Source organism: Leptodesmis sp., assembly GCF_052746595.1.
Window position 1 is genome coordinate 1 of record NZ_JBRAGO010000006.1, and the last position, 13,230, is coordinate 13,230.

12 protein-coding genes are annotated in these 13,230 nt (G+C 48.6%); 7 read left to right on the forward strand and 5 right to left on the reverse strand.

Features of this window, described 5'->3' with window-relative positions; all coding sequences use genetic code 11:
* Positions 1–265 precede the first annotated feature (265 nt).
* Positions 266–1,501, reverse strand: coding sequence for a septal ring lytic transglycosylase RlpA family protein (locus tag ACUVQO_RS02280; RefSeq protein WP_445924275.1), 1,236 nt, complete (start codon positions 1,499–1,501; stop codon positions 266–268).
* Positions 1,502–1,914: 413 nt separating this feature from the next.
* On the opposite strand from ACUVQO_RS02280, the gene purM reads away from it, so the two are divergent.
* From purM to ACUVQO_RS02300, 4 genes are all read left to right on the forward strand, one after another.
* Entirely contained in the window at positions 1,915–2,940 is a 1,026-nt protein-coding gene (gene purM, locus ACUVQO_RS02285) for a phosphoribosylformylglycinamidine cyclo-ligase (protein ID WP_445924276.1), read from the forward strand.
* 4 nt (positions 2,941–2,944) lie between these two features.
* Complete coding sequence (gene rsmA / locus ACUVQO_RS02290) at positions 2,945–3,772, forward strand: 16S rRNA (adenine(1518)-N(6)/adenine(1519)-N(6))-dimethyltransferase RsmA (protein WP_445924277.1); 828 nt, start codon at positions 2,945–2,947, stop codon at positions 3,770–3,772.
* A gap of 305 nt (positions 3,773–4,077) precedes the next feature.
* Positions 4,078–5,025 (forward strand): 4-(cytidine 5'-diphospho)-2-C-methyl-D-erythritol kinase, encoded by a 948-nt coding sequence (gene ispE, locus ACUVQO_RS02295; RefSeq protein ID WP_445924278.1) that lies wholly within the window; start codon positions 4,078–4,080, stop codon positions 5,023–5,025.
* A gap of 36 nt (positions 5,026–5,061) precedes the next feature.
* Positions 5,062–5,916 carry a DUF72 domain-containing protein gene (locus tag ACUVQO_RS02300; protein WP_445924279.1) on the forward strand — a complete coding sequence of 285 codons (855 nt, stop codon included), beginning with the start codon at positions 5,062–5,064 and terminating at the stop codon, positions 5,914–5,916.
* A gap of 14 nt (positions 5,917–5,930) precedes the next feature.
* Here ACUVQO_RS02300 and ACUVQO_RS02305 read toward each other — a convergent pair whose 3' ends face one another.
* A complete protein-coding gene (locus ACUVQO_RS02305) occupies positions 5,931–8,456 on the reverse strand; it encodes an IMS domain-containing protein (RefSeq protein ID WP_445924280.1) in 2,526 nt (841 codons plus the stop codon).
* Positions 8,457–8,686: 230 nt separating this feature from the next.
* On the opposite strand from ACUVQO_RS02305, the gene pdhA reads away from it, so the two are divergent.
* Together pdhA and ACUVQO_RS02315 are read left to right on the forward strand one after the other, a co-directional pair.
* Positions 8,687–9,718, forward strand: a complete 1,032-nt coding sequence (gene pdhA / locus ACUVQO_RS02310; RefSeq protein WP_445924281.1) for a pyruvate dehydrogenase (acetyl-transferring) E1 component subunit alpha — start codon at positions 8,687–8,689, stop codon at positions 9,716–9,718.
* A gap of 470 nt (positions 9,719–10,188) precedes the next feature.
* Entirely contained in the window at positions 10,189–10,650 is a 462-nt protein-coding gene (locus tag ACUVQO_RS02315) for an RNA recognition motif domain-containing protein (RefSeq protein WP_445924282.1), read from the forward strand.
* Between the two features lie 223 nt (positions 10,651–10,873).
* On the opposite strand, the gene ACUVQO_RS02320 is transcribed toward ACUVQO_RS02315, so the two are convergent.
* The 3 genes from ACUVQO_RS02320 to ACUVQO_RS02330 form a co-directional block, all read right to left on the reverse strand.
* The gene (locus ACUVQO_RS02320; protein WP_445924283.1) at positions 10,874–11,239 is read right to left on the reverse strand and encodes a DUF3082 domain-containing protein; all 366 of its coding nucleotides are present in this window, start codon (positions 11,237–11,239) and stop codon (positions 10,874–10,876) included.
* A gap of 195 nt (positions 11,240–11,434) precedes the next feature.
* Positions 11,435–12,076: a DUF2301 domain-containing membrane protein gene (locus tag ACUVQO_RS02325; RefSeq protein ID WP_445924284.1), complete on the reverse strand. Its 642-nt coding sequence runs from the start codon at positions 12,074–12,076 to the stop codon at positions 11,435–11,437.
* Between the two features lie 14 nt (positions 12,077–12,090).
* Complete coding sequence (locus ACUVQO_RS02330) at positions 12,091–12,921, reverse strand: SAM hydrolase/SAM-dependent halogenase family protein (protein WP_445924285.1); 831 nt, start codon at positions 12,919–12,921, stop codon at positions 12,091–12,093.
* Between the two features lie 115 nt (positions 12,922–13,036).
* Here ACUVQO_RS02330 and pirA point away from each other — a divergent pair, with 115 nt between their 5' ends.
* Positions 13,037–13,195, forward strand: a complete 159-nt coding sequence (gene pirA, locus ACUVQO_RS02335; RefSeq protein WP_445924286.1) for an arginine synthesis PII-interacting regulator PirA — start codon at positions 13,037–13,039, stop codon at positions 13,193–13,195.
* Positions 13,196–13,230 lie beyond the last annotated feature (35 nt).

Genomic DNA, 13,230 nt, shown 5'->3' on the forward strand with positions numbered 1-13,230 from the left:
TCGGTGAGAATCCTTGATTTATAGGGGTTTCAGGAGTTTTCTGCACCACCAAGCCGTTCGTACCTTGAAAACTAAAAAGCCAAAAGAAAAGCCAAAAGCGGCTGTTCATGCTCACTTCTGGCCTCTTAACCGAGTTCAGCTAGCAGACTGAAATTTTTACGCCAGAGAAATATTGTTCTGAACAAGGCGTATTTCTGGATTGTCTTTCAACTGACGAGCAGAGACGTTATAAGTCACGTCTGGGTTACACGGTTGATGGGTTTAATTATTGACTGGTTGTGGCAACATTGTTGGGAGCTATCACTTCCAGACGAACTCGGGCCACACCCGATTGAACTAGACCCAGCACACGGGCGGCTCCCGTTGACAGGTCAATGATGCGGTTGCCGTGGAAGGGGCCACGATCGTTAATCCGCACCACAACAGACTGCCCATTCTCCAAATTCGTTACCAATACACAGGTGCCAAATGGTAAGGTTCGGTGGGCCGCTGTCAGAGCATATTGATTAAATCGTTCGCCACTAGCGCTAGGATTGCCATGGAAACCAGGGCCATACCAGGAGGCAAACCCTTCTAAGCGAAGGCGAATTGGCCCCAGAGAAATACCCTGGCTTCCCCAGCTTGGGCGACCGGCAACAGCTTGCAACGGTTCCGCATTGCCCAGGAGTCGGCGCAGACGGTTGGCCACCCATAATGCATCTTGCTCTAGGTTACGATTGCTGTTGGTGGCAGTGGTGTTGCGATCAATGGTTGCAATTGGCAGTTGATCAACTTGAATTACAAATCGATCGCCTGTCCCCAATTTTTGTTGATCATCCCAACGTACCGTAATTTTCTTGGCATCAACACCATCCCGGTAGAGTTGGTTAATTCTGGCTGCCAGCACGGTAGCTCGCCAGACAGGATCAGCTTGAGCAGACTCTGTATCCAGTGTGGTAATGGAGAGTGAATCTGGATGAGACGTAAAACTTTGAGAAAAACTTAGCAGGGAATGAATTGACGGTGTTTCTGGAGACTTGCTCGCCCCTAATGCTTTGTCCCGGAAATCAGGTTGACTTGAAACAGCCTGAGTTTGAACTCCTACCTTCACATTGCCAGAAGTGGCTACCGTTGTTCCCGTGAAGGTGAGGACTGGCAGATTGCGCACATACAGGATGGCACTTTTGCGGCCAGCGAGCGTAAGAGGCTGGACTTTAGCAATCACCGAACTTGAAGAAACTGGTTCCCGCTTGGGAATACTGCCAGATTTTCGCTCTTCAGACTTTTGCTCACCAATTTTGACGGCTTCAGTCGAGAATTGGTCAACTCTGGCGATCTCGTCCCCAGTAGGGGTGTTCGCGGCGGCTTTCCCTGAGATTGGGGCAGCGTTTGAGTCAACTGGCTTAGAACTGGTATCTGCTCCTTGACTATCCGACTTTGTGGGATTTGCGTAACTTGGTAACACACCCAGAGTGGTAATCAACAGAGAGGCAGTCAAACTGCTGAAAATTTTATGGTTCATAAGGTATTGCGATGAGAAGCACTTCAATAGGGGCTCGGGTGCTGCAAGCCCTATAGACTTGCCCGCCGGCTCGTGACGTAACCCGTACTCGTTCCGTGTTCACTCCATAATCCAGAAACTGCAACAGACTAGCATGAAGTTTTTGTGCTGGGGATCAGGGATATCCCGACTTGGGAAGAGAAATCACAAAATGCTTTTCTCGTCTCAACATGTCGAAATCTTTACAGAATCAGGGATCAAGCCTTTTTTCTTTCTAAATAGATCAATCTAAAACTTAACAAAACTTTACATAATTTCAGTGCCAGATTGGCGTTGTAATGATGCAAAGATGACTTCGGGGGTCTTGGGACTTGGGTGGTTTTGTGCAGACGGAGTACAATGACATGCGGCGATCGCGCTAAAAGCACTGAAGCATGGAATATCGAGACGCGGGAGTTGATGTAGTAGCGGGTAGAGCCTTTGTGGAGCGGATCCGCAGTTCGGTGGAAAGTACCCGTCGGCCAGAAGTTTTGGGAAATCTGGGTGGTTTCAGTGGGTTATTCCAGTTGCCATCCGGCTATCAAGAACCTGTGCTAGTTTCTGGCACAGACGGTGTGGGCACCAAACTCAAACTCGCTCATACCCTGAATCGTCACGATACGGTGGGGATCGATCTGGTTGCTATGTGTGTGAATGATGTGCTGACCTGCGGAGCAGAGCCGTTATTCTTTCTGGATTACCTAGCAACCGGACATCTAGAACCCGCACAACTGGCGGATGTAGTTGCTGGGATCGCCACTGGCTGTCGGTTAGCGGGATGTGCTCTGCTGGGTGGGGAAACTGCCGAAATGCCTGGTTTTTATCAAGCCGGAGAATACGATTTGGCCGGATTCTGTGTGGGTATTGTCGAAAAAAGCCAGGTTTTAGACGGATCTCAAGTACAGATCGGCGATGTGGTGATCGGACTGGCCAGTCAGGGAGTCCACAGCAATGGCTTCAGTCTGGTGCGCAAGATTCTGAGCGATCGCAATTGTTCCCTTCGCGATCGACCTGTACTTCTGGATCAACCCCTGGGAGAAGTTCTGCTGACCCCCACCCAAATCTACGTCAATCCAGTGCTAACGGCTCGGCGGGCGGGCTTGACAATTCATGGCATGGCCCATATTACCGGAGGTGGCTTACCAGAGAACCTGCCCCGTTGTCTGGGCAGTGGACAGGCTGTGAAAATTGACCCGGCTTCCTGGCCCATTTCTCCAGTGTTTCAGTGGATCCAGACTGAGGGCGGAGTCAGTGACACAGGCATGTTTAACACCTTTAACATGGGCATCGGATTTGTAGTGGTGGTGCCTCCAGACCAGGCTCAATCGGCTATTCAAGGATTTACTTCTCTGGGAATTTCTGCCTGGGCGATCGGGGAAGTGGTGACAGGAACAGGCGAGTTAATCGGATTGCCGGAGTAATACTGTGCCCCAACCTCGTAAACAATTTGGTCAGCACTGGCTACGCAGCGAAAAAGCGCTCAGTAAAATTCTGGCTGCAGCTCAACTGCGAAAAACAGATAAGAATGGAATAGTGGGCGATCGCGTGTTAGAGATTGGCCCCGGAACAGGGATATTAACGCACCAATTATTGACCCAGGCAGATGCCGTGGTTGCGGTAGAAGTCGATCGTGATTTGTGCGAATCCCTGGCAAAGAAACTAGGAAAAAATGAGCATTTTCTGTTACTGCAAGGGGATTTTTTATCATTAGATTTGAAGCAACTTTTAGCTCCATTTCCTAACTTTCAATATCCCAATAAGGTGGTGGCTAATATTCCCTATAACATTACTGGTCCAATCCTGGAAAAAGTATTGGGAACAATCGCACATCCGGTAGAAAACCCCTTTGACTTGATTGTTTTACTGGTACAAAAAGAAGTTGCTCTGCGGTTGGTAGCCAAACCAGGTTCCAGTCACGCCGGAGCACTCTCCGTTCGGATTCAATATCTCGCGGAGTGCGAATTCATCTGTGACGTTCCCGCCCAAGCCTTTCAACCGCCACCCAAAGTAGATTCCGCCGTTATCCGTTTGCGTCCCCGCCCCTTTGAATTGACTGCCACCGATCCACGTCGCTTAGAGCAATTAATCAAACTCGGCTTTAGCAGTAAACGCAAAATGCTGAGAAATAATTTGCAAAGTCTCATCGATCGTGATCACCTGATGCAACTTCTAGAAGCTCTGGGAATTAATCCCCAGGTGCGTGCAGAAGATTTAAGTGTTAAACAATGGGTGGAGTTGAGTAATCAGTTTTGAGTCTTAAGTTTTGAGCTTTAAACCAAGTCCAACTAGAGGACTAGAGTTTTCCTATAAGAGAAACTACAGTTCTGAATTTGGACAAAGTTTAAGTTATAAAACGTTTGATTTAAGTTAAACTTTAAACTCGTATAGGAACTTTCTTTATCTAAATCAGAACTTAAATCAAGTCCAGCTAGAGAACGATCGTTTCCCCATAGAAAAACTATGGTTCTGGGCTTGGGCAAGGTTTAGAATTTCATATAAAAAACTTTATTTAACTCCAAACTTAGAACTTAAAACTCAAAACTCAAAACTTTGCCTCTATGCGTTCTTACTCCTTGCTCGCGCCTGCCAAAATTAATTTATATCTGGAAATTCTGGGCGATCGGCCCGATGGCTATCACGAATTGGTCATGGTCATGCAAAGTATTGATTTGGCCGATCGCGTTGAACTGTGGGCAAACGGCACGGATCAGTTTCGCGTGCATTGTGAGCATGAGCAGGTGCCTGCCGACCAGAGCAACTTGGCCTATCGTGCCGCAGAACTGATGAGTCAGCAATTTCCAGAGGAATTTGCTCGCTATGGAGGAATTGACATCACCATTCATAAGCAGATTCCTGTAGGAGCAGGACTGGCTGGAGGATCGACGAATGCGGCAGCGGTTCTGGTGGGACTGGAGATGATGTGGGAACTCGGCTTAACTCAGATTGAAATTCAAGAACTGGGGTCTCTATTAGGTTCAGATGTGCCATTTTGTATCGTGGGTGGAACGGCTCTGGCCACTGGCCGGGGTGAAAAGCTGGATGGATTACCTGATCTGGAAAATATGCATCTGGTTTTAGCGAAATATCGCAGTCTGTCTGTATCCACGCCGTGGGCCTACAAGACTTACCGCCAACAGTTTGGGGCTTCCTATTTGTGCCAACCGGGGGATCTGGAATGCCGTCATCAGCAAGTCCATTCCGGCCCCATGATTCATGCGATCGCTCATCGAGACGAAAATCAGATTGGTAAGCTGTTGTATAACGACCTGGAAAAGGTGGTGTTGCCCGAATATCCTCAAGTAGCAAATTTACGGCAAGTATTTCAGCAATTAGGAACTTTAGGAACTCTCATGTCCGGATCTGGGCCAACCGTATTTGCTCTGGCCGCTTCTCAGGAACAGGCCCAACAATTGCTGGCTCAAGTTCGAGCTACGATTCCCGATCCCGATCTGGAACTGTGGACAGCAAAGTTTATTCCTGCAGGAATTCAAATCGCGAAGCCGTAGGAACAGCGTTAGATTAGCTATTCTCAAGCCAGAGTCATGTCCTTTTTGATTGGTTGTGCATTGTGGGGATACAAAGAATGGGTAGGGGACTTGTTTCCTCCGGGCAGCCGCGCATCGGAATTTCTACGGCTTTATAGTCAGAGATTAACTACTGTTGAGGGAAATACAACATTCTATTCAGTTCCTGATCAGCCAACGGTGAATCGTTGGGCGGCAGAAACTCCCATTGGTTTTCAATTCTGTCCCAAACTACCTCGAACTATTACCCATGCAGGGCTTTTGTATCCTCATCTGGAAGAGGCTCTAAGCTTTCTGGAACGCATGCAGGGACTGGGTGATCGTCTGGGGCCATTGTTTGCTCAATTGCCACCGAGTTACGGCCCTGCCAACCTGACTGATTTAGCGGCTTTTTTAACAGCTCTGCCCAGAACAACCGCGGAGTTTGCCATTGAGCTACGTCACCCAGACTGGTTTACTCCCTGCTCTTCAGATCGGTTGGCAGAGTTATTGCAGGAGTTAGGAATTGGCCGCGTTTTACTGGACACTCGTCCAATTTATGACGTTCCAGATAATCCCCAACTGCATTCGGAACGCAAGAAGCCAAAACTACCACTTCAATTCAGCGTTACGGCTCCCTTCAGCTTAGTTCGGTATATCAGTCATCCTGATCGAGATGTGAATCAGAAATTTTTGCAGGACTGGGTTCCGCACATCAGCCAATGGCTCCAGCAAGGAACCCGAATCTACTTCTTTGTGCATTGCCCACTCGAAGAACGATCGCCCACAAATTTGCGTTTTGTTCAGCACCTATTCAAGCAGCACCAGATCCCCATTCCACCCTTACCCTGGGATGGCTTGGATTCATTCCCAGTACAACTGAACTTACTTTGACCTAGCTTTACACACTATTGCACCTGCCAGTCCTGAATAAACCATTTGCCATCTTTGCGAATCAGAGTGTACTGAACTCGCAAGTTTTCCGTCTGCGGCGTGCCATCAGACTTCCCATCACGGAAGGTTTCTGTGGTTTCCGTCACAGTAGCCATAACCCGTGCCTGATCTGCTTCAGAGGCGGGAGTTGTAGGAACTGGGGAAACGATCGCCCCTGTGGGACTGGGAGATGGGGATGGAGCAGTATCTGCTGCAGTAGGAGAGGCTCCAGCACCGGGGGATTCGGTGGGGGATACATCAGTCGCTGGCGATTCACCCACAGTCGGCGGGGGTAACGTTTCTCCAGAAGTTGCCTGATCCCCATTGGTTACAGACGATGAGACAGGCTGTCCTGTAGCAGAGGAAATGAGTTCCACTGACTCTATCTGGATATCATGCTTGTAGGTGCGATACCAGTTATCTCGCTTGGCTTCTTCAGCAACCCCCTTCCATTCCGCCAGTTTTGGATCCAGCAAAATTTGATCCAGGAGAGCAACTTCATGATTTGGCCCCATTGCTTTTGCTTTGGTGGATAACCAAGAGTCGAGGATCTGTTTAGCCGATTCTTTGTCTAAAGTTGCTGCTGTTAACGGATTGGTCGCTAACTGAGGGTTTTCTAGCAAGGGCTTGTCCAACTGAACTAAAGGCTTTTCAGCGTCTTGAGATGCTTTTTTAGTTGATTGCTGCAACCCTCGCACCAGCGAAGACAGGGTTAAACCCAGCAGCACGACACCGAGGACGGCCAATGCTGGCATCAGCCAGGGCGGCTTCCCTCCAGGAGGATGAGAACGGGGACGATCGCCTCCGAGTCGGTGTTGCACAGGTCTGCTTTCAGGTCGTTCTGCCCCCCCTGCACCTGGCTGGGAGCCTTTGATTCGTACCCGTTGTTCGGCTCTGGGAGGGGGAGTTTCTTGCAGCCCGACATTGTCCTGAGTTACTCGTTCTGCGGTCGTCACTCCACCAACAAAACGGTTCTCTGCTCCTACCACATTTTCCGAGGTACGAGAGGCAATCCTGGCTCTAGCCGCCGCAATCAGGGAATCGCGATCGGATCCTTGCCCCCATTGGGAATTTGCTTCATGGGTTGCCCCTATAGGCCTTTGATGATTTGTCATCCTATCTTCCTGCTCGACGAAAGTACCAGTCATTGCATCCGGATGCCGGACTCCGGCTACGGAACTGAATTGAGGGTTGCGTTCGACAACCCCACTCTCATCCGGCAACGTTTCTAAAAATGCCTGCACCTGGCGATCGGCAAAATAGTCCTTGAGGGATACCCGACATTGAGATAAATCGCGAAAATGGGGAAACACCTCATCCTGCAGCCAGCGCTCGGTGTATAGGCATAATCCCGGTAATAAATCAGGAGAATCTTGCGAGTGGTGGCGAATAAATGCGATCGAGTCTTGTTCTTGGCTTTGCTCTAACATCTGGCTGGCTTGCTCTGTTTGGCCCAGCAACAGGGAGCAAACCGCCTGCTCCAGATGCACATCCTGTCCACTTAATCGAGACAGGTACTGTTTTGCCCGATACACCAGTTCCGGTTGGCGAGTGGCGAATCCCCTTGCCAGAGTAGCATACACCGCTAAATAGGTAGCTACAGCAGAAGGACGATTCGCTTCCTGCTCAAACAATAGTTGCTGCTCTTCCGCTGTTAGATAAGACCGGATTTGTTGAATGAACCGCAAGAAATCATCTACATTCAGCCCAGATTGGTCGCTTTCACTGCCATCAATGCCCTGCCGTTCATTGAGCATTTCTTCCAGCAGATCCATCCCACGCTGCCGTTCTTCTACCTGATCTTCTGAAGCAGCTAACAGTTCTAAAATTCGGTAGGGTCGTAGCCGACAAAGATCAGACTGAATTTCACCCCGAACTCCCACAAACAGCCCTTCCCGCAGCAATAACTGTCGTCCGGTTTCGAGGGCTTCAGCTGCATTTTCGTACTGACCTTGCTGCCACTGTTCCCGGCCCAATTCCAGACAGGCGAGAGCTACAGTCAGCACAATGTCCGAAAAGACGATATTAGGATCTCCGTAGTCCCCATCTCGCAAGCTGGCACTCCCACCCGTAAGAAAAGGACGGCCCAGTTTTAGTACCAACTCATATTCCCCTAATTCCTGCAGGATCAGTAGGGCACCAATGAACTGGTCTTCATCAATTTCAATACTGGGGGTATGGGGATCAATCAGCGTCCCATTTTCGGAGAGCAACGGCGCTGAACCTGAACCCCTAAAGCCCGGTGCTTCTACATTAGATGATGCCGATGGAAGATCATAGGTCTTAGCTAGAAAACTGGCATCATACTGTTGCCGCTGCTTAGGATCAGACAGGGCAGCATACGCCTGATCCAGAAGTTTTTTGCGAGCTGAAATTGCCGCCTCTGAATATTCTCGTCGGGGCAACTGTAACGTGCGATCGCGGTGAGCCTGTCGCAATTGTTCACTGGTTGCCTGAATCGGTAAACCCAGGATTCGGTAATAGTCGAGCGGAATACGCACAGTACACTTCCCCAACGGTAAGAAGTAAGGTTAAGCTATGGTATCGTCTTGTGACGACCTGTCAAGGTTATCATTAGGCAATCCTGAATTCAGAGGCAACCTGAATCAGCAGTTGCTTGGCTAAGTTGCTTGACAGAGTGGAACTTTACACAAGGATAAGCAAAAACTTTCAGTCAGCAACATAAATTCTAGGAAAAATCAGTTGAAAAGTCTGAGGTTAAGACAAGTCAATGGTTCAAGAGAGAACAGTCCCAGTTTTTCAGGCCACTACTGCCAGCATCACCAGAAAAGAAGGGTTGTTGCTCTATGAGGACATGGTTTTAGGGCGCTTCTTTGAAGATAAGTGTGCCGAGATGTATTACCGGGGCAAGATGTTCGGGTTTGTCCATCTGTATAACGGCCAGGAGGCGATCTCAACAGGTGTCATTAAAGCCATGCGTCCCGGTGAAGATTACGTTTGCAGCACTTATCGAGATCACGTTCACGCCCTCAGTGCTGGAGTTCCAGCCCGTAATGTGATGGCCGAATTATTTGGCAAAGCCACCGGATGCAGTAAGGGTCGGGGCGGTTCAATGCACTTATTTTCCGCTGAACATAATTTGTTAGGGGGATTTGCGTTTATTGGTGAAGGCATTCCCGTGGCAACTGGAGCGGCATTCCAGACCCGTTATCGGCGAGAGGTGATGGGTGATGAGTGTGCTGATCAGGTGACGGCTTGCTTCTTTGGGGATGGCACCACAAATAATGGGCAGTTTTTTGAGTGTTTAAATATGGCAGCCCTGTGGAAACTTCCCATCATCTTTGTAGTGGAAAATAATAAGTGGGCGATCGGGATGGCTCATGAACGGGCCACATCCCAACCAGAAATTTACCAGAAGGCATCTGTCTTTAATATGCCGGGAGTCGAAGTAGATGGGATGGATGTGCTGGCCGTGCGTAATGTCGCCAAAGAGGCAGTAGCCCGCGCCAGAGTTGGAGAAGGACCAACCCTGATCGAATGTCTAACCTACCGCTTCCGGGGGCATTCCCTGGCTGATCCAGATGAACTGCGATCAAAGGAGGAGAAAGACCTCTGGTTTGCCCGTGACCCCCTCAAGAAATTTGCGGCTTATCTGCTAGAGCAGAACTTGGCCAAGGAGACTGACTTGAAGGAGATCGAAAACAAGGTACAGGCGATCGTGGATGACGCTGTGCAGTTTGCCCTGGAAAGTCCTGAACCCAGTCCAGATGAACTATACAAGTATGTGTTTGCTGAGGACTGAAAAATTGTCAGCTTCTCATTCTGTTGTTACAATTTGTAATACTGATTCCTGAAGAACTGCAAGCTAAACCTGGGGCAAGTTTGAAATGTCGATCCTGTCTGAAGATATAATTTGCCATTGTCTATAGCAGCGCTCTACAGACCGTGATACCTTAATGGATGGCGCAAATACTTCAAAGCTGGAATGTCAGAGCCAGGTGTTCAACTTTCATCATCCAGAAATGAAGTGATTGAGCACAATGCTTTTGGCTTTATCGAGTTACTGTCCCCACTCAACTTTTAGACTTTCGGTGAAACCAGGTTGTTCACAGAAGGATACAGCTAATTTTTGGGTAACTGGCGTACAGTTAACGCAGGCAGGAGGGAAAGAACAGGTACGTCTTCAGTTCAGATACACACTCAGCCATTGCAGCCAAAGCTACTGAAGTAAGAGTTTTTTGAAGTTGAATCACAGTCTGGAGGTTTCTTTCCATGTCCGTTCGTCTGTATGTTGGTAATTTGCCAGAAGAGTTGAGTCGCCAGGAGTTAGAGGCAGTTTTTGCCGAAGCAGGCGATACCATTTCGACCAAAATCATTACAGACCGAAAAACGAATAAATGCCGTGGTTTTGGTTTTGTGACAGTCAAAAGCGATGAGGAGGCAGATGCTTTTATCGAAAAGTTCAATGGCTCTGTTGTCAAAGACAACCCCATTAAAATCGAGAAAGCATTACCCCGCACTAAGGAAAAAGGAGATGAGCAATCTCAAGCTAATGCTCCTGCCAGTAACACAGGCAGTGGAAAACGCAAGGGTGGCAATAGCAACAAGTCTCGTAAGAGCGGTGGTGCTGCGGCTTCAGGCTCAGATTTAGAGAATGTGCAACCTGATCCTCGCTGGGCACAAGAGCTAGAAAAATTGAAGCAACTTTTAGCTGCTCAAACAACCAACTCTTAGCGATCGCGGACTATCACCATGGCCCCCAAGGCTGTGATCATCCACTTTGAGGTCAGTGACCTCTACTAAGGCCTTGCTTGAGCACAATCGGATTTGATGCTAACTCTTAAAAACTAGCCTTAACAACATTGAAGACTGCAAATCATCCTGCAGTCTTCTGGTTTATTGAAAGAAAGTACTCGCCCATTCAACAAGCGGCTTGCCCGCCAAAATTACAGATCAATTAATTGCCCGTTCTCGGTTCTACTTTTTGCCGAAACTGGCGAATCGTCAGTTGAACAGCCAGAGCCAACAGCCCCAGGGTAGCTAGACTAAACACCCCCATGCCAAGAGTCGTTAGACCAATAACCAGAGTACGAACAGCGGCGGAGATGCGCTGAACTGCCAGATTAGTGGATTGAATTTTATGCATGGCAAACGATAGGGCGATCGCATGGGTCGTTAAATACATCCCAAAAGCAAAGCTCCCCGATAACGTTGCCCCAATCAAACAGCGTAAAGGCGTTACCTGCTTCAGGGTTATTGAGGCTGAAGATGTATCTGTTTCAGAAGTTGGGGCTGAGTTAGCTGCCTGGGGTAGGTTGCTCATAAATTTCGCTCGCAATCACACCTTTTAACTATGACCGATAAACGGTTTCCGTGAAAGATCGGGCAGGGAGAATTCTAGACTTATGGGGAGTATCCAGATTCTCTAGGGATGTTTCGACGAAACGTCTCTGGAGAAAACGGTAGCCTCTGCATCAGGAATGGCAAATTCTATCGGGGCGGCTGTCCCAAAATGTCTCTATTGCTTTTGTTTCAGGTAAGCAAATATGCTTTTATCTCCAATATCTGGAGGGATGGGTTGGATCGCCTTACGCAGAGCAAATACGACAAACAGTCCGGCCCCTATCGCCAATAAAACTCGCTCTACAGGCAAAGAGAGCCAACCCAGCAAATGACCAAGGAGCAAAACAGGAATTAAAGGAGTGAGGAGTTTGGTTTCCAGGCGATCGAAACAGAAGGCTTCTTTGAAGAAAATCCCGGTCAACGCCGCGAAGACAAAGCCCACGCCGAAAATTGTTAAAGGATAGTTGTAAACGGTTAAAGCGAAAGGGGCCGGACTCCCATGCGCGATCGCCAAAGAAGCCACTACACCGATTCCCCAAAACACCTGCAGCACTCGATGAAGCAACTTCATATAAATGTGAATTGTCCATAGACTGACTCCCAACCCTAAACAAAAGCCGGAGTAAAGCCAGCTCAAAATGTGCGGGTGACTATCTAGCTTTTCTGACCCCAGAACCAGCCCAGTACCAATCACAAAGCAACCAGCCGCCAGTACCAAACCGCTGCGGTAAACAATGACTTCCCAGCGATCTCGCTCCGTAATTGTAAATTCTCCAAACTGTCCTTGATAAATCCCTGGCTCTAAGGATGATGTCATTGTCAATCTCCTTACTAATCTCCTTGTGAAGAATGTGGGTGATGCAAAATCACTTGCACGGCATCTCCAATCCCCAGGTTTAACACCGATTGAGCGTGTCCCTGGTTCACTGCAATTTCCACCCAGGAGTGACTTCCCACAAAAGCCAGTAACTCTCCGGGGGCACTATCACTATAGGTTTTTCTGCCCGGAACTGTAACATCCTTCACTGCGGCATACCAGGTTTGTCCATTCACTTCGCTGGCCGGGATATTAGTGACTAAATTACCAAAGTGATCCACAGCTTGAATGCAACCCGTGAGAGTATGTTTCGTTCGTTGTGGGGTTAGGGAATGGAGCATCACCAACGAGTCAACCGCGATCGTCGTACCTAACTTCTGCAAAGGCACCCCACTAGCCAAATGAGCACCGACTGGAGCAAAAATATCCCGGCCATGAAAGGTCGAACTGGGAGTAGCCGTCCACCAGTACTGAGACTCGGTTAGCTCCACAGCTTCTAGGACTGGATACTGGCTCAATACCCCACTGAATAAGCCATTATCTGGCCCTACTAAGAATCCCATGGGGGCATTTGGATCTGAGCCAAAGGCTACCGCAATCGGACGTCGATCGCTGCCCACGCCTGGATCGACAACGGCTACGTGTACCGTTCTAGCAGGGAAATAGGGCATAGCGGTCATCAGGGCAAACCGAGCCAGATGAATATTTTGGGGCGGGATGTGATGAGTCAAATCAATTACCGTCAAAGAGCGGTTGACCTGAGCAATGATCCCTTTCATCACTCCCACATAAGGATCGCTCAGCCCAAAGTCTGTTAATAGCGTTAATATCTCACTGTGGCTCATTTGGCCCTCAACTTGTCGATCATCGTGACATTTCAGTAACAAAAACTACCGTTTTTGCCTGAAATGCTAGGATAGAAAAAATAGCAAATGCACAAGCAAGGCGAAGGAAAAGTCCATGTTGAACAAAAAGCGTCAAGGAAATTTAACAAACATCTCTGAAACTCATCGTAGTAATTTACAGAAGAATCTACAGCGCCGTCTTGAAATAGCAAGAGCGAAGGGAGACGAGAGTCTGGTTCGTCAATTGGAAGCAGAAGCAAACTACATCGGCTAATTACAGGTTCCCTTCACCTGGCTAAATTCTTGAGT